This is a genomic window from Frigoribacterium sp. CFBP 8759, from assembly GCF_014841655.1.
Taxonomy (GTDB): Bacteria; Actinomycetota; Actinomycetes; order Actinomycetales; family Microbacteriaceae; genus Frigoribacterium.
On record NZ_JACYUH010000002.1, the window covers coordinates 135,900 to 152,265 of the forward strand.

Annotated in this window: 13 protein-coding genes; 9 read left to right on the forward strand and 4 right to left on the reverse strand. The window is 72.0% G+C overall.

Annotation, left to right across the window (positions count from 1 at the left end; translation table 11 throughout):
* The first annotated feature begins 17 nt into the window (after positions 1 to 17).
* From IFT79_RS16645 to IFT79_RS05980, 7 genes are all read left to right on the forward strand, one after another.
* Positions 18 to 1,301 carry a DUF58 domain-containing protein gene (locus IFT79_RS16645; protein ID WP_192123255.1) on the forward strand — a complete coding sequence of 428 codons (1,284 nt, stop codon included), beginning with the start codon at positions 18 to 20 and terminating at the stop codon, positions 1,299 to 1,301.
* On the forward strand, positions 1,294 to 3,615 hold the full coding sequence (locus IFT79_RS05955) for a transglutaminase family protein (RefSeq protein WP_192123257.1): 2,322 nt from the start codon (positions 1,294 to 1,296) through the stop codon (positions 3,613 to 3,615). The genes IFT79_RS16645 and IFT79_RS05955 overlap by 8 nt, the downstream gene beginning before the upstream one ends.
* A gap of 77 nt (positions 3,616 to 3,692) precedes the next feature.
* Positions 3,693 to 4,214 (forward strand): YceD family protein, encoded by a 522-nt coding sequence (locus IFT79_RS05960; protein ID WP_082452364.1) that lies wholly within the window; start codon positions 3,693 to 3,695, stop codon positions 4,212 to 4,214.
* A 71-nt stretch (positions 4,215 to 4,285) separates the two neighbouring features.
* Positions 4,286 to 4,489 (forward strand): 50S ribosomal protein L32, encoded by a 204-nt coding sequence (gene rpmF / locus IFT79_RS05965; protein WP_043593937.1) that lies wholly within the window; start codon positions 4,286 to 4,288, stop codon positions 4,487 to 4,489.
* 37 nt (positions 4,490 to 4,526) lie between these two features.
* A complete protein-coding gene (gene rnc / locus IFT79_RS05970) occupies positions 4,527 to 5,279 on the forward strand; it encodes a ribonuclease III (RefSeq protein WP_056046210.1) in 753 nt (250 codons plus the stop codon).
* 2 nt (positions 5,280 to 5,281) lie between these two features.
* A complete protein-coding gene (locus IFT79_RS05975) occupies positions 5,282 to 6,295 on the forward strand; it encodes an Fpg/Nei family DNA glycosylase (protein ID WP_192123259.1) in 1,014 nt (337 codons plus the stop codon).
* A gap of 103 nt (positions 6,296 to 6,398) precedes the next feature.
* Positions 6,399 to 10,133, forward strand: a complete 3,735-nt coding sequence (locus IFT79_RS05980) for an AAA family ATPase (RefSeq protein ID WP_192123261.1) — start codon at positions 6,399 to 6,401, stop codon at positions 10,131 to 10,133.
* An 87-nt stretch (positions 10,134 to 10,220) separates the two neighbouring features.
* Here IFT79_RS05980 and IFT79_RS05985 read toward each other — a convergent pair whose 3' ends face one another.
* A complete protein-coding gene (locus IFT79_RS05985) occupies positions 10,221 to 10,802 on the reverse strand; it encodes a histidine phosphatase family protein (protein WP_192123263.1) in 582 nt (193 codons plus the stop codon).
* An 87-nt stretch (positions 10,803 to 10,889) separates the two neighbouring features.
* The gene (locus tag IFT79_RS05990) at positions 10,890 to 11,906 is read right to left on the reverse strand and encodes a TerC family protein (protein WP_056046204.1); all 1,017 of its coding nucleotides are present in this window, start codon (positions 11,904 to 11,906) and stop codon (positions 10,890 to 10,892) included.
* Positions 11,907 to 12,103: 197 nt separating this feature from the next.
* Between IFT79_RS05990 and ftsY the strand changes: the two genes are divergently transcribed.
* Positions 12,104 to 12,985 (forward strand): signal recognition particle-docking protein FtsY, encoded by an 882-nt coding sequence (gene ftsY, locus IFT79_RS05995; RefSeq protein ID WP_369794381.1) that lies wholly within the window; start codon positions 12,104 to 12,106, stop codon positions 12,983 to 12,985.
* Positions 12,986 to 13,005: 20 nt separating this feature from the next.
* Here the strand turns inward: ftsY and lipA are convergent, their stop codons facing one another.
* Together lipA and lipB are read right to left on the reverse strand one after the other, a co-directional pair.
* Positions 13,006 to 13,992: a lipoyl synthase gene (lipA, locus tag IFT79_RS06000; RefSeq protein ID WP_173151092.1), complete on the reverse strand. Its 987-nt coding sequence runs from the start codon at positions 13,990 to 13,992 to the stop codon at positions 13,006 to 13,008.
* On the reverse strand, positions 13,989 to 14,672 hold the full coding sequence (gene lipB / locus IFT79_RS06005; protein ID WP_192123265.1) for a lipoyl(octanoyl) transferase LipB: 684 nt from the start codon (positions 14,670 to 14,672) through the stop codon (positions 13,989 to 13,991). Before lipB ends, lipA begins: the two co-directional genes overlap by 4 nt.
* A gap of 104 nt (positions 14,673 to 14,776) precedes the next feature.
* Here lipB and ffh point away from each other — a divergent pair, with 104 nt between their 5' ends.
* Positions 14,777 to 16,348 (forward strand): signal recognition particle protein, encoded by a 1,572-nt coding sequence (gene ffh, locus IFT79_RS06010; RefSeq protein ID WP_173151088.1) that lies wholly within the window; start codon positions 14,777 to 14,779, stop codon positions 16,346 to 16,348.
* Positions 16,349 to 16,366 lie beyond the last annotated feature (18 nt).

A 16,366-nucleotide genomic window follows, 5' to 3' on the forward strand; every position in this document is an offset into this window, starting at 1 on the left:
CCGGCCGTGGCGTCGGCGTGCTCGCCGCCGGGGTGCTGGTCGTGCTCGTGGGCTGGCTGCTCCAGGCCCCCGCCCTCGTCTTCGCCGGCACGACCCTGGTCGTGCTCATCGTGGCCGTCACGATCTCCTTGCTGTTCCGGACGGCCGACGTGCGGGTCACCCGTCGCTTCACTCCCGACCGCGGCGTCGCGGGGTGGTCCGCCGTCGAGACGGTCGCGGTCCTCCCTCGTGGGGGGCGGACCTCCGGCACCGTGCGGGTCCGCGAGCAGCTGCCGTTCGGACGATTGTCCGACGCCGAGGCCGCAGCCGTCCTGCTGGTGCCGGGCCGCGCCTCCTCGGCGGTCTTCCGCCACCACGACCTGCCGCGCGGCCGACACCGCATCGGCCCGCTGCACGTCGACCTCGTCGAGTCGTACGGCGTGGCCCGTCGACGGGTCGTGGCCGCCGGCGTGGCGGAGTTCGTCGTGGTGCCCGAGGTCGTCGAGGTGGGACTCGGCCGCGAGTCCCGTGCGCTGGGCGACGGGTCGAGGCGTCAGCGCGAGCACAGCCTGGCCGGCGGCGAGGACGATCCGGTCACCCGCGAGTACCGCCGGGGCGATCCGATGCGACGGGTGCACTGGAAGGCCACGGCACGGCACGGCGAGCTCATGGTCCGGCAAGAGGAGCAGCACGGACTGCCGAGTGCGCGGGTCGTCATCGCCGTCGCGGCCGAGGGATGGCCGGACGCCCGTCCGACCCTTCCCCCGACGAGCAGGGTCGGGGTCAGGGCGGCGACGGCCGCGATCCCTCTCGTCAGCGACGCCTTCGAGTGGGCGGTGTCGTTCGCCGCGACGGTCGCGGTCGAGGTGGGCCACGCGGGCTCGGCGACCGTGCTGACGACACCCGGCGGCACGCTCGTCGCCCGGCACGATCCCGACTCGACCACGATGTTCCTCGACGACCTCGCCGACCTGCGGCTCGACGACGCGCCCGGGGCGCCCGCTCCGGCCCCGTCACCCCGCGAGCCCGTCGTGGCGGTCGTCTCCGGGCTGGGCCGACCCGACCTCGACCTGCTCGTCGCCTCGAGGGCCCCCGGGTCGTCGGCGGTCGCGGTCGTCGTCACGGCCGCGCTGCCCCTGGGCGCCGGCCTGACCTCGCGACCCACACGCCCCGCCGACGGTCGTGCTCGGGCCGACGACCGCCTGCTGGCCCCCGACGAGGTCGCCGGTGCGCTGCGCGACTCGGGCTGGCGGGTCGTCGAGACCGACTCGAGCGTCGACGTCGGCCGCCTGATCACGACGTCGGGAGTCCTCGATGACTGAGTCGCCGACCCGCACGGGGTTCTTCGGTGCCGAGCCCGCGGGCGCCGTCCGCGGGCAGACCACGGCCCTGCTCTGGCTCGTGCTCGTCCTGTCGCTCGCGAGCCTGCACCCCGTCTTCGTCGGGATCGGCTGGTGGGTGGCCGGGGCCGTGGTGGCCGCCGTCGTGCTGGGCGGTTCCCTCGTCGTGCGGGCGCTGGGGGGCGCCTCCTGGCTGGGCGTCGTCGGTGGGGCGGTGCTGGGCGCCCTCGTCACGACGGCCTTCGCCTCGGGCGGCACGGCCCTGCTGGGCGTCGTGCCGACGGGGGCCACGTTCGCGCGCCTCCCCGAGCTGTCCGCGCAGGCGAACGCGGCGATCGTCGAGGGCTCGGCCCCCGTCGAGGTCAACGACGGCCTGCTGGTCACGGTCGCCCTCTCGGTGCTCGTCGTCGCCGTCGTCACCGACCTGTTGTCGTCGGTGGGGCAGCTGCCGGTCGTGACCGGGGTCTTCCCCGCCCTCGTGCTGGCGGTGCCGACCTTCGTCCCGGGCGTCGTCACGAGCTGGCCCTGGGTGGTGGCCACCGTGCTGGCCTTCCTGGTGCTGCTGATGGTCTCCACCGGCCGACGGCCCTCCCGCGCCGGGCTCGTCGGAGCCGCCGCGTCGGTCGCCGTGGCGGGGTTGCTGACGGCCGTCGTCCCGCTCGCGGGCGTGGCGCCGCTGACCGGTTCGGGCACCGGGACCGGACTCGCGACCGGCGTCAACCCGATCATCGACCTCGGCGACGACCTCCGGCGGGGTGCCCCGGTCACCGTCCTGTCGTACCGGACCGACGACCCGCAGGGCAACTACCTCAAGCTCGTCGACCTCGTCGACTTCTCGGGCCGCACCTGGAGCCCCGCCGACGTGCCGCTCGACCCGCTCAACACGCTCGACGCGCTGCCCGACGCTCCCGGCATCGACCCCGGCACCGCTCGACGCGACGTCACGACCGACGTCACGATCGGGGCGCTCCGCAGCCCGTACCTGCCCGTGCCGGTGCCGCCCGCGACCATCGAGGGCCTGGACGACGGGTGGCGGTTCGTCGACGAGAGCGGCGTCACCGTCCGCAGCGATTCCGAGGGCACGCAGGGCCTCGAGTACGAGGTGACGAGCCGGCCCGTCGATCCCAGCCCCGAGCAGGTCGTCGCCTCGCTCGACGACACGGGGCCCGACATGGCGCCCTATCTCTCGGTGGACGAGGTGCCGCAATCCGTCACCGACCTCGCGGCGCAGGTGACGGCCGGTTCGGCGAACCCCTTCGACGCGGCCGTCGAGCTGCAGGACTTCTTCCGCGACGGCGACTTCACCTACTCGGAGGACACCCCGGTCGAGCGCGGCTACGACGGCAGCGGCCTCGACGCGATCGAGACGTTCCTGCAGGTCCGCAGCGGGTACTGCGTGCACTTCGCCTCGGCGATGGCCGTCATGGCGCGGACGTTGGGCATCCCGTCGCGGGTGGCCGTGGGCTTCCTGCCGGGCGACCTGCAGGGCGTCGGCGACGACGCCGCGTTCCGGGTCAGCAGCGACGACCTGCACACCTGGCCCGAGCTGTACTTCGCCGGGCTCGGCTGGGTCCCCTTCGAGCCGACTGTCGGCCTCGGCGCCCCGCAGCAGTACCTGCAGCAGACCGGCGTCGAACCGAGCGACGTCCCGAGCGACGACGCCAGCACCTCGCCCGACGCGAGCACGGCGCCCTCGGCGTCGGCCGCCCCGACGAGCGCGGCCCCGGGCGCGAGTGCCACGCCGACGTCCACCGCCTCCGGCCAGGGAGCCGGCGGCGGTCCCGTGCCGACGATCGCCCTGTCGGTGCTCGCGGCGCTCGCACTGGCGGCCCTCGTCGTCCCCTCGGGGCTGCGGGCCGGTCGCCGTCGCCGCCGCCTGTCGGCGTCGCCTCCCGACCTGGCCCTGCACGCCTGGCACGAGGTGGTCGACACCGCTCGGGACCTCGCCGTCCCGGTGACGGCCGCGATGACCCCTCCGGCCGTCGCCGACCTGCTGGCGCAGCGACTCGCGGTTCTCGGCGACGGTGCCGCGGCGACGGCGACGACGTCACCGGCACCGTCCCCCCGCCGGACGGCGACGGCCCAGGAGGCGCGGGCCGCGTCCGTCGCGCTGCTGGACGCCCTGCAGGCCGAGCGCTTCGGAGCCGAACCGGCCGCCCGACAGGTGCAGGCGGACGCGCGTCGGGTCATCGCCGGGCTCCGTGCCTCCTCGTCCGTGGGGCAGCGTCTCACCGCCACGATCGCGCCGCGGTCGCTCGTCGGGGGCACGGAGGCGGCGTCCGGCTCGACGGCGTAAACTCTTCGTTCGTGCCTCATTTCACCCAGACCCCCTACACCGTCCCGGTGTTCGACCTCGTGCACCGTCCGGGCGAGATGCGCGAGCACGAGCTCGACGTCGTCGTGCCCGAGAAACTCGGCGAGGGCCAGATCTCGGTGCCGAAGGGTGCCGAGATCGCGATCGACGTCAAGCTCGAGGGGCTGCACGACGGCATCCTGGTGTCCGCACACGTGTCGGGCACGGCGGTCGGCGAGTGCAGCCGGTGCCTCCGTGACATCTCCGAGCCCGTCGAAGTCGATTTCGCCGAGCTTTTCGCGTACGATGTCGACGAAGCTTTTGACTATCAGGTTCAAGACGATCACGTGGATCTTGAACCCGTGGTCAGAGACGCAGTGGTTCTGTCACTGCCCTTCCAGCCGGTCTGTCGGCCGGATTGTCCGGGCCTCGACCCCGAAACGGGCGAGCGCGTGGACGACATCCCCGACTACCAGCCCCGCGAGATCGCCGACCCCCGCTGGTCGGCACTGGCAGGGTTCCAGGCTGAATCGGCACCCGCCGACGGCACGTCACAGGGCACCGGTCACGACGACCAGCGCCCGGCCGACGAGCAGCACTGAACACCACCGCGTCACCCACCATCGTCAGACCCAGGCACCCGCGAGGGTGCCGACAGAGAGAAGAGAAACCCATGGCCGTCCCGAAGCGCAAGCAGTCACGCTCCAACACGCACGCTCGTCGTTCGCAGTGGAAGGCCACGCCGGTCCAGCTCGTCAAGACGATCGAGAACGGCAAGGTCACCTACAGCCTCCCGCACCGTGCCAAGGTCGTCGAAGACAGCGCCGGCACCGCCCTGTACATGGAGTACAAGGGCCGCAAGGTCGCCGACGTCTGATCACCGACGTGAACCCGTCCACCCTCGCGGTGAGCGCATGAGTCAGCCCGAGTCGAGCCCTGGTGCCGACCGGGCTGTTCTCTTGTCCCGACTGCAGATCGAGCTCAGCGACGACCTGATCGACCAGGCGCTGACCCACCGGTCGTACTCGTACGAGCACGGCGGCGTGGGCAACAACGAGCGCCTCGAGTTCCTCGGCGACTCGATCCTGGGCCAGGCCGTCACGGTCATGCTCTTCACCGAGAACCCCGACCTCGACGAGGGCGACCTCGCCAAGCGTCGGGCCAGCCTGGTCAGCACCGTCGCCCTGGCCGAGGTGGCGCGGATCATCGGCCTCGGCCCGCACCTGCGCCTCGGTCGCGGCGAAGAGCTGACCGGTGGTCGCGACAAGCACTCGATCCTGGCCGACACGGTCGAGGCCATCATCGGGGCGACCTACCTCGAGGCCGGCGGTGAAGCCGCCACGGCGCTCGTGCTGCGTCTCGTGGCTCCTCTGCTGGTCGACCCGGATCGCTTCGGCGCCGCGATGGACCCCAAGACCAGCCTGCAAGAACTAGCAGCGACCCTCGGTCGGGGCATGCCCTCGTACTCGGTGACCGACAGCGGGCCCGACCACGACAAGCGGTTCCACGCCGTCGTCGCCCTGGGCGACGACCAGGGAGTCGCCGAGGGGTCCGGCAGCAGCAAGAAGCAGGCCGAGATGGCCGCCGCCCTCGGGGCGTGGACGTCCCTCAACGCGTCGGCTGCCGGCGTCGCCGCTGCCCGTCGGGCCGCCGCCTCCGTCGACTGACCGTGCCCGAACTGCCCGAGGTCGAGGTCGTCCGCGCCGGTCTGCACCCGGTGGTGTCCGGTGCCGTGGTGACGGCCGTCGAGGTGCTCGACCAGCGGTCGCTCAAGCGGCACCGTGGCCCGAGCGACGACTTCGTCGACCGGCTCGTCGGCGGCACGATCGATTCGGCCGTCCGTCGAGGCAAGTTCCTCTGGTTCCCCTTCGAGCCGGTCGAGCAGCACGAGCGACCCCTGGCCCTGGTCGCGCATCTCGGCATGAGCGGGCAGGTCTTGCTCCGCAGCCGGGATGCCGAGCCCGACCGTCTGATGCGCATCCGGCTCGACGTCGAGAGCCCGTCGCTGGGCCCCGTGCGGCTCGCCTTCGTCGACCAGCGCATCTTCGGCTCGATGGCCCTCGACGAGACGGTGCCCACCCTGGACGGGCGCGCGGCGGGGTTCGCCGGCCCGCGCCTCCTGGGTTCCGACGTCCTGGCCGCGGGGGAGGCCACACCCGGCACCACGACCGCCACCACGGCCGTCGGCACCGACGCCGACCCGGCCGCCTGGGTGCGCCGCGTCCCGCAGCAGGTCTCGCACATCGCGCGCGACCCGCTCGACCCCGCCTTCGACGAAGCGCGGGTGATCACCCGTCTGCTGGAGCGCCGCACGGCGGTGAAGCGGGCGCTCCTCGACCAGGGTCTGCTGAGCGGGGTGGGCAACATCTACGCCGACGAGAGCCTCTGGGCCGCGCGGGTGCACCCCGAACAGCCCACCGAGTCGTTGTCGAGGGCTCGGGCGCGGGTGCTGCTGGCCGAGGTGCGGGTCGTGCTGCTCAAGGCCCTCGGCGAGGGGGGCACGAGCTTCGACGCCCAGTACGTCAACGTCAACGGCCAGTCGGGCTATTTCAGCCACAGCCTCGCCGCGTACGGGCAGCAGGGGCGTCCGTGCCCACGGTGCGGCACGCTCATCGTGCGCGAGGCCTTCATGAACCGGTCGAGTCACTTCTGCCCCCGCTGCCAGCGAGTGCGCACGCGCTGAACCCCGACGGCCGAGGGCGTCCGCCTCCCCGGTCCGCGGGGCCTCCGCCCCTATCCTTGAGCGCGGGTCACCACCCGTCACGAGTCCCGAGGAGGCGCGGCGCATGTACCTGAAGAGCCTCACGCTCAAGGGCTTCAAGTCGTTCGCCTCCGCGACCACGTTCGCCTTCGAGCCGGGGGTCACCTGCGTCGTCGGCCCGAACGGTTCGGGCAAGAGCAACGTCGTCGACGCCCTCGCCTGGGTGATGGGCGAGCAGGGGGCGAAGAACCTGCGCGGCGGCAAGATGGAGGACGTCATCTTCGCCGGCACGTCGACCCGCGGTCCGCTCGGTCGGGCGCAGGTCGTGTTGACGATCGACAACTCCGACGGGGCGCTGCCCATCGACTACACCGAGGTGACGATCAGTCGGACGCTCTTCCGCAACGGGGGCAGCGAGTATGCCATCAACGGCGAGGGCTGTCGACTGCTCGACGTGCAAGAGCTCCTCAGCGACTCCGGCCTCGGCCGCGAGATGCACGTCATCGTGGGGCAGGGGCAGCTCGACGCCGTGTTGCGCGCCACTCCCGAGGACCGCCGGGGCTTCGTCGAGGAGGCCGCCGGCATCCTCAAGCACCGTCGTCGCAAGGAGAAGACCCTCCGCAAGCTCGAGGCCATGCAGACGAACCTCACGCGCCTCAGCGACCTCGCGGGCGAGATCCGTCGTCAGCTCAAGCCGCTCGGGCGCCAGGCCGAGATCGCCCGCGAGGCGCAGACCATCGCGGCGGTCGTCCGCGACGCCCGCGCCCGTCTGCTGGCCGACGAGGTCGTCGCCCTCCGCGAGTCGCTCACGGCCCGGTCGAGCAGCGAGGCCGAGCGCAAGAGCGAGCGCCTCGTCCTGCAGGGCCGCCTGGACGAGAACAAGCAGCGCGAGCACCGCCTCGAGCAGGCCATGGTCGGCGACGCCGTCGACGAGGCCCGCCGGGTGGTCTTCGGACTCGAGTCGGTCCACGAGCGCCTGCGCAGCCTGTCGAGCCTCGCGCAGCAGCGACTCCAGCTGCTCGCCCAGCAGGGGGACCGACCCGCCGTGGCGACCACCGTCAGCTCGGGCATGGTCGCCGACGCCCGCGACGAGGCCGAGCGCCTGCGCGGCGACGTCTCGCAGGCCGAGGCGGCGGTGGGACAGGCCGGGGCCGACCTGGCCACGGCCCGGGCCTCCCTCGACGCCCTCGACGTCGAGATCCAGGCCCAGAGCGTCCTCGTCTCGCAGCACGACCTCGAGGCGACCCGCCTGCGCGGCGCCCTCGAGGCGGCACGGTCGGGGCTCGCGGCCGTCCGGGGCGAGCAGCTGCGGCAGCGCGCGGCACTCGAGGCCGCCGAGGCGCGTCGCGACGCCGGGCGGGCCGAGTACGCCGAGCTCGAGCAGCGGTCCCCGCGGGCCGACGCCGACGGCGTCGACCACGCCGCCGTCCAGGCCGAGGCCGAAGAACAGCTGTCGAGCCTCACGGCGAGCGTCGACGAGCGGCGCGACCGCCTGCACGCGGCCGAGCGTGAGCGCGACGCCCTCGCGGCCCGCCGCAGCGCGCTCTCGCTGGCCCTCGACCAGAACGACGCCACGGCCGCCCTGGTCGCCGCGGGCCGACCGGGCATCCGCGGCCTGGTGGCCGAGCACGTGCAGGTGAGTCCCGGCTACGAGGCCGCCGTCGCGGCGGCGCTCGGCAGCGTGGTCGACTCGGTGCTGGCCGACGACGTCGAGGCCGCCGTCGATGCGGTCGCGCACGCCACCGAGGCCGAGCTCGGTCGTGTCGAGGTCGTCGTGGCCGAGCCCGAGCGGCCCCGGTCGACGCTCGACGTCGACCTCCCGGCCGGGACCGTCGCCGCCACGGCCGTCGTCACCGCGCCTCCCGGGGTGCTGGGACTGCTGGCCGCCACCGTCGTGGCCGACGACCTCGCGGTCGCTCGCTCGGCCTGGCGGGCACTCGCCGGCCACCCGGTCCCCGTGACCGTCATCACGCGGGCCGGCGAGGTGCTGACCGACTACGTGCTGCGCGGCGGGTCGGGCGTCGAGCGGTCGCGTCTCGAGCTCGTCGCCGAGCGTGATGCGGCCGCCGAGCGGCTCACCGGCGTGGCCACCGAGATCGAGCGGCTCGCTCCCGGGCTCGCCGAGCTCCGGGAACGGCTCGCCACGACGCGCACACGCGCGAAAGAGGCAGCGGCCGCCGCCCGGGACGAGGAGGCGCGGGTCACCTCCCACGGGCAGCAGCTCGGTCGTCTGCGTGCCCGGGTCGAGGCCGCCGAGGCCGAGGTCGATCGGCTCTCGGTCGCGCTCGACGCGTCGGTCGAGGCCGTCGACGCCGCGAGCCGCGCCGTCGACGCCGCCGCGGCCGCCCACGACGAACACGCCGCCCGCCCGCGTCCGCTGCTCGACGCGTCGGCGCGCGACGGCCTGCTGGCCGAGGTCGAGACGGCGCGCGCCGTCGAGACCGAGCGCCGCATCGCCCTCGAGACCGTCCGCGAACGGGTCCGGGCCGAGATCGCCCGGGCCGAGGCCCTGCAGCGTCAACTCGACGAGCAACGGGCGGCCGCCGAACTCCAGGCCCGTCAGACGGTGGTGCGGCATCGCCAGATGGCCGCCACGTCGTCGGTGCTCGAGGCCCTGCCGCCGACCCTGGACGCCGCGGCCCGGTCGGTGGCCGAGGCGCGCGCGGTCCTGGCGAAGGCCGAGGCGGCCCGGACCGAGCAGAACACCGAGCTGCAGGCGCTCCGCGGAGCCGAGCGCGAGCTGCGCGACCGGCTCGCCACCGTGACCGAGAGCGTGCACGGCCTCGAGATGGAGATCTACGAGAAGACGCTGCACCTGTCCGGGCTGCTCGAACGGGCCGGCTCCGAGCTCGGCCTCGTCGAGGACGTCCTCGTCGCCGAGTACGGACCGCACGTGCTCGTGCCGAGCGACGACGAGGTCGCGACCCGCCCGTCCGTGGACGACGAGGTCGACCTGGTCGACGTCGACGCCGCGGGCGAGGACGACGCCACGGGCGAGGACGACGCCACGGGGGAGGGCGCTGGCCGTGCCGCCCGCGGACCCGACGGTGCCGCCGACCTCGACGACGCGACCCTCGCCGGGGCCGCCACCGCGCCTCCTCGGGGCGTGCCCTTCGATCGCGCGACGCAGCAGCGCCGGCTCGCCGTGGCCGAGAAGAAGCTCGCCCGGCTCGGCCGGGTGAACCCCCTGGCCCTCGAGGAGTTCGCGGCGCTCGAGCAGCGCCACCTCTTCCTGACCGAGCAGCTCGCCGACCTGACCGGCACCCGCGCGGACCTGCTGACGATCATCGACGAGATCGACGACAAGATGCAGACCATCTTCGCGAGCGCGTTCGCCGACACCCAGGCCGCCTTCGACCGGGTCTTTCCGATCCTCTTCCCGGGGGGCAGCGGTTCGCTCCACCTGACCGACCCCGACGACCTGCTGGCGACCGGGATCGAGGTGACGGTGAAGCCTGCCGGCAAGAAGATCGAGCGGCTGTCGCTGTTGTCCGGGGGCGAGCGGTCGTTGGCCGCCGTGGCATTGCTGATCGCGATCTTCAAGGCCCGGCCGAGCCCGTTCTACATCATGGACGAGGTCGAGGCGGCCCTGGACGACGCCAACCTCGGCCGGTTGTTGACGATCTTCGAGGACCTCCGCGAGTCGAGCCAACTGATCGTCATCACGCACCAGAAGCGCACGATGGAGATCGCCGACGCGCTCTACGGCGTCTCGATGCGTCAGGACGGGGTCAGTGCCGTCGTCGGCCAGCGCGTCGTCGCCGAGCCCGGCACCGCCGCGGGCGGCACGGCCGAGCGCGACATCGCCGACGCCTCCTGAGCCCGGCCCCGACGTGAAACGCAGGAGGCGCGACCTGCGTGGCCGCGCCTCCTGCGTTCTCGTCGCGCCCCGTGGGGCACCGGGGTGTCAGTCGATCGGCGTGTCGACGACCCCACCGTTGATGCTCAGCACGTGCCAGGCGGTGCCGTCCCACTCGACCGTGTTCGCCGCGGCGTTCTCGATGTGCGGCACCTCGCGACCGAGGATCTCGGCGAGGGTGAACCGGATGATCGTGCCGTGGCAGACGACGACGATGTGGGCGTCGTCACCGTCGAGGGGCAGCCGCGTGTCGCGGATCATCTCGAGGGCGCCGAGTCCGCGGGCCGCCACCGACTCGCGCGGTTCGATGTCGGGGTAGTCCGCGTTCGGCTGGTCGGGGATCGGCGACTCGGGGGTGCGGCCCTCGTGCGAAGCGTAGTCGCGCTCGATCAGTTCGTCGTAGGCGTCACCCAGCTCGATGCCCAGTTCGGCGGCGATGATCTCCGCGGTCTCGCGGGCACGCCAGAGCGGCGACGACACGATGGCGCTCCACTCGACGCCGGCCAGCAGGCGAGCCGCCTCGAGGGCCTGGCCGCGGCCCGTGTCGTTCAGGGGGATGTCCGAGGAGCCCTGGAGCTTGTCGGCGAGGTTCCAGTCGGTCTGACCGTGGCGGATGAGTTCGAGGCGCATCGGGGTGTTCCGTTCCGTGGTGCGGCCGCGGGGGTGCCGCGGGGGAGTGGCGACGGGCGGCCCCGGTGGGGGCCGCCCGTCGGGGGATCAGTGGTCGTCGTCGGTGCTCGCCGTGACGCCGGCCTTCGCGCGGGCGTCCCGTCGGGTCTTCGCGAGGCTGGCGACGGTCGCGACGGCGATCGTCAGCACGATGAAGCCGAGGGAGAACCAGATCGGGATCTCGGGGATCCAGGTGATCGGCTCGCCGCCGTTGATGAACGGCACCTCGTTGACGTGCAGGGCGTGGAACAGCAGCTTGACGCCGATGAAGGCGAGGATGACCGCGAGGCCCTGGGCGAGGTAGACGAGGCGCTCGAGCAGGCCCGAGATGAGGAAGTACAGCTGGCGCAGGCCGAGCAGCGAGAACGCGTTCGCCGTGAAGACGATGTAGGCCTCTTGCGTGAGGCCGAAGATGGCCGGGATCGAGTCGAGCGCGAAGAGCACGTCGGTCAGGCCGATCGCGACCATCACGAGGAAGAGCGGGGTGAAGAGGCGCTTGCCGTCGACCTTGGTGGTCAGCTTCTGGCCGTCGTAGTCCTGCGAGGTGGGGATGACGCGGCGCAGGGCACGGATGAGCTTGCTGTCCGCCTCGTCCTTCTCGTCGTCGCCGTGGCCGCCCTTGACCTGGCTGTAGGCGAGCCAGAAGAGCAGGATGCCGAAGAGGTAGAAGACCCACGAGAAGTTCTCGATGATGACGACGCCCGCCGCGATGAACAGACCACGCGACAGCAGGGCGATGGCGATGCCGACGAGCAGCACCTTCTGCTGGTAGATGCGGGGCACCGCGAAGCTCGTCATGATGATGAGGAAGACGAACAGGTTGTCTACCGAGAGGGCCTTCTCGGTGATGTAGCCGGCGAAGTACTCGCCACCGAAGGTCCAGTTCGAGAAGACGCCGACCCCGACGCCGAACAGGACGGCGATGCCGATGTAGACGCCCGACCAGATGGCCGATTCGCGGATGGTCGGCTCGTGCGGCGTGCGCACGTGACTGAAGAAGTCGAAGAACAGCAGGCCGATGATGCCGGCGATGGTGATCGCCCAGGTCAAGAAGTGGACGTCCATGTGTGTACCTCCAGTACGCAGCGGGTACCGAAGGTCTCCTCCACTCGCGACGCGTCCTGATCAGGACGGCTGCGAACCGGTGCACCGGGTCGAGATCGGTCTCTTCCGTATTGACGACGCCACCGCGTGGGAGTACTCCCCTTCAACCTGGCGAGCTTACAGCCTCTGCACGTCCGCGGTCTCGCCCGGGGCCGAATATGCTGGCCCGCATGGCTTCTCCCTGGTCCCTCTCCGGTGCCCTCCGTGGCATGTTCGCCAAGAAGACGATCGACGAGACCACGTGGGACGACCTCGAGGCCGCCCTGATCGGCGCCGACTTCGGCCCGGACGTGACCGAGCAGATCATCGACGACCTGCAGGCGAAGGTGCAGCGCTACTCGACCACCGACCCCGCCGACCTCAAGCGCATGCTGCGCGAGACCCTCGAAGAGCGCCTCTCCAAGCTCGACTCGACCCTCAAGCTCAGCGCGCGACCCGCCGTCGTGCTCATGGTCGGCGTCAACGGCGTCGGCAAGACGACCACCATCGGCAAGTTCGCCAAGTTCCTCCGCAACTACGACCGCTCGGTCGTCGTGGGCGCGGCCGACACGTTCCGGGCCGCGGCCGTCGAGCAGGTCGCGACCTGGGCCGATCGGGCGGGAGCGCGCATCGTCCGCCCGCAGCAACAGGGGCAGGACCCCGCGTCCGTGGCGTTCCAGACGGTCGAGCTCGCCATGCGCGAGGGCATCGAGATCGTCCTGATCGACACCGCCGGGCGCCTGCAGACGAAGTCGGGCCTGATGGACGAGCTCGGCAAGATCAAGCGCGTCGTCGAGAAGCAGACCGAGATCGCCGAGGTGCTGCTCGTGCTCGACGCGACGACGGGTCAGAACGGCCTCGCCCAGGCGCAGGCCTTCATCGAGCACGCCGGGGTCACGGGCCTCGTGCTGACGAAGCTCGACGGTTCGGCCCGCGGCGGCTTCGTCCTCGCGGTGCAAGAACAGACGGGCATCCCGATCAAGCTGGTCGGGCAGGGCGAGGGCATCGGCGACCTCACGGGCTTCACGCCGCACGTGTTCGTCCAGAACCTCATCGCGTAGCGAGCCCCGGCGGGCACGGGTCACACGGCCTGGCGCCCGGCCCCGGCCTCGAGCAGGTGTCGCAGGGCCTCGGGCACGACCTCGCCCCGCGCCTCGGTCGCCCTCGCCCAGAGGCGGCCCGCCCGGTACGACGAGCGCACGAGCGGCCCGGCCAGCACGCCGCTGAACCCCATGTCCTCCGCGATCTCTCGGAAGTCGACGAACTCGTCCGGGTGCACCCATCGCGCCACCGGCAGGTGTCGCGGGCTGGGACGCAGGTACTGGGTCAGCGTGATGACGTCGGTGTGCGCCTCCCTCAGGCGCTCGAGGGCGTCGATCACCTCGTCGCGTTCCTCGCCCATGCCGAGGATGAGGTTCGACTTGGTGACCAGGCCGGCGTCGTGCCCCTGCCGGATGACGTCGAGCGACCGCTCGAAGGTGAACGCGGGGCGGATGCGCTTGAAGATGCGCGGCACGGTCTCGACGTTGTGGGCGAAGACCTCGGGACGGGCGTCGAAGACCTGCGCGAGCAGTTCGGGGCGACCGTTGAAGTCGGGGACGAGGATCTCGACGCCCGTGCCCGGGTTCAGCTCGTGGATGCGACGGATGGTCTCGGCGTAGAGCCACGCGCCTCCGTCGTCCAGGTCGTCGCGCGCGACGCCCGTGACGGTCGCGTAGCGCAGCCCCATCTCGCGCACCGACTCCGCGACCGAGAGGGGCTCGCGGCGGTCGATCGGGCTCGGCCTGCCCGTGTCGATCTGACAGAAGTCGCAGCGCCGCGTGCACTGCGAGCCGCCGATCAGGAACGTGGCCTCGCGGTCCTCCCAGCACTCGAAGATGTTCGGGCAGCCGGCCTCCTGGCAGACCGTGTGCAGCTTCTTGTCGACCACGAGCTCGGTCAGGGCGCGGTACTCGGGGCCCTGCCTCGCGGTCGTCCTGATCCAGGTCGGCTTCTTCTCGATCGGGGTCTCGGCGTTGCGGGCCTCGACGCGCAGCAGGCGTCGTCCCTCGGGGGCGGTCGTCGTCATCGGTGGGCTCCCACGGGGTCGGTTCGGGCCGGCACGCGGCCGGCGGTCTCGAGGCTGGTCAGGTAGGCGGTCAGGGAGGTCTCGAGGGCGTCCGCGACGTCGGTCACGGCCACGCGCCTCCCGGAGGCGCGGGTCAGGCTGGTCACGCCGGCGTCGGTGATGCCGCAGGGCACGATCCCGGCGTACGACGACAGGTCGGCGTCGCAGTTGAGGGCGACGCCGTGCATCGTCACTCCCTCGGCGACCCGCACGCCGACCGCCGCGACCTTCTCGTCGCCGAGCGGTCTGCGCACCCAGGCGCCGCTGCGCCCCTCGACGCGGACGGCCGACACCCCGACGCCCGAGCACACGGCGATCAGGCACGCCTCGAGCGCCCGGACGTGGGCGACGACGTCCAGCGGTTCGGGCAGGCGCACGATCGGGTACGCCACGAGCTGGCCGGGGCCGTGCCACGTGATGCGTCCGCCGCGGTCCACCCGGGTCACGGGGGAGCCGTCGCGCGGCAGGTCGGCGGGCTGCGTCCGCGTGCCCGCCGTGTACACCGACGGGTGCTGGCAGAGGACGAGGGCCGAGTCCAGTCGGCCGGCCACGACGTCGGCGTGCAGCTCGCGCTGCAGGCGCAGGCCCTCGTCGTAGTCGAGTGGCGGGCCCGTGAGGCCCGTGCGTCGCGTCGTGGTCACACCCCGAGGCTAAGCCCATTGATGCACTCGGTACAACAACGACGGACCGAGGAGGCGCGGCCACGCAGCACAGGAGGCCGACGGTCGGTTAAGATGGGCGCACCATGGCCACTTTTGGAACCCTCTCCGACCGCCTCGCGGAAACGTTCAAGAACCTCCGCAACAAGGGCAAGCTGAGCCCCGCCGACGTCGACGGCACCGTGCGTGAGATCCGTCGTGCCCTGCTCGACGCCGACGTCGCGTTCGACGTCGTCAAGGCCTTCACGAACACGGTCCGCGACCGCGCCCTCGGCGACGAGGTCAGCAAGGCGCTGAACCCGGCGCAGCAGGTCGTCCAGATCGTGAACGAAGAACTGGTGCAGATCCTCGGTGGTCAGCAGCGCCGGCTCGAGTTCGCGAAGAACCCGCCGACCGTGATCATGCTCGCGGGCCTCCAGGGTGCCGGCAAGACGACCCTCGCGGGCAAGCTGGCCAAGTGGCTCGCGAAGGACGGCCACACGCCCATGCTCGTGGCGGCCGACCTCCAGCGCCCCAACGCGGTGACGCAGCTGCAGGTCGTCGGTGAGCAGGCCGGCGCCCACGTCTTCGCGCCCGAGCCGGGCAACGGCGTCGGCGACCCCGTCAAGGTCGCGAAGCAGGCCATCAAGTACGCCCGCGACAAGCAGTACGACACGGTCATCGTCGACACGGCCGGCCGTCTCGGCGTCGACGCCGAGCTCATGAAGCAGGCCGCGAACATCCGCAAGGCGGTCGATCCCGACGAGGTGCTCTTCGTCATCGACGCGATGATCGGTCAGGACGCCGTCGCGACCGCCAAGGCCTTCCAAGACGGGGTGGACTTCACCGGCGTCGTGCTCTCCAAGCTCGACGGAGACGCCCGCGGTGGTGCCGCACTCAGCGTGGCCTCGGTCACCGGCCGCCCCATCATGTTCGCCTCGACGGGCGAGTCGCTCGACGACTTCGAGCCGTTCCACCCCGACCGCATGGCGAGCCGCATCCTCGACCTCGGCGACATCCTCTCGCTCATCGAGCAGGCCCAGCAGGCCTTCGACGAAGAAGAGGCGATGGCGGTCGCGCAGAAGATCGCGACCGACTCCTTCACGCTCGACGACTTCCTCACGCAGATGCAGCAGCTGCGCAAGATGGGTTCGATCAAGGGCATGCTCGGGATGCTGCCGGGTGCCAAGGGCATGCGCGAGCAACTCGAGAACTTCGACGAACGCGAGATCGTCCGCACCGAGGCGATCATCCAGTCGATGACCAAGCAAGAGCGAGCGATGCCCAAGCTGCTCAACGGCTCGCGTCGCCTCCGCATCGCCCGCGGTTCGGGCATGACGGTCACCGACGTCAACCAGCTCGTCCAGCGCTTCGAGCAGGCGTCGAAGATGATGAAGACCGTCGCCAAGGGCGGCGTGCCCCAGGTGCCCGGCATGGGGCCGATCCCCGGGGCCTCGTACGCCGGCAAGAAGGCGCAGCCCAAGAAGAAGGGCTCCAAGGCCGGCAACCCGGCCAAGCGTGCCGCACAGAACGCCGCCCTCACCACGGGTGCCAGGTCGGCGTCCTCGGCTCCGGGCGGCTCGGGCTTCGGGCTCGGCGGCGGCGGGGCCGCCGCGGGTGGCGCGGCGCCCTCGCCCGAAGAACTCGCGTCGCTGCAGAAGATGCTCGGACGCGGCTGAGCCGACCCGCGCCTCCTG

Bases quoted from the DNA above. Each gene is read 5' to 3' on its own strand.
- IFT79_RS05955 (WP_192123257.1), top strand. From the start codon at position 1,294: ATGACTGAGTCGCCGACCCGCACGGGGTTCTTCGGTGCCGAGCCCGCG.
- IFT79_RS05960 (WP_082452364.1), top strand. From the start codon at position 3,693: ATGCGCGAGCACGAGCTCGACGTCGTCGTGCCCGAGAAACTCGGCGAG.
- rpmF (WP_043593937.1), top strand. From the start codon at position 4,286: ATGGCCGTCCCGAAGCGCAAGCAGTCACGCTCCAACACGCACGCTCGT.
- rnc (WP_056046210.1), top strand. From the start codon at position 4,527: ATGAGTCAGCCCGAGTCGAGCCCTGGTGCCGACCGGGCTGTTCTCTTG.
- IFT79_RS05980 (WP_192123261.1), top strand. From the start codon at position 6,399: ATGTACCTGAAGAGCCTCACGCTCAAGGGCTTCAAGTCGTTCGCCTCC.
- IFT79_RS05985 (WP_192123263.1), bottom strand. From the start codon at position 10,802: ATGCGCCTCGAACTCATCCGCCACGGTCAGACCGACTGGAACCTCGCC.
- IFT79_RS05990 (WP_056046204.1), bottom strand. From the start codon at position 11,906: ATGGACGTCCACTTCTTGACCTGGGCGATCACCATCGCCGGCATCATC.
- ftsY (WP_369794381.1), top strand. From the start codon at position 12,104: ATGCTGGCCCGCATGGCTTCTCCCTGGTCCCTCTCCGGTGCCCTCCGT.
- lipA (WP_173151092.1), bottom strand. From the start codon at position 13,992: ATGACGACGACCGCCCCCGAGGGACGACGCCTGCTGCGCGTCGAGGCC.
- ffh (WP_173151088.1), top strand. From the start codon at position 14,777: ATGGCCACTTTTGGAACCCTCTCCGACCGCCTCGCGGAAACGTTCAAG.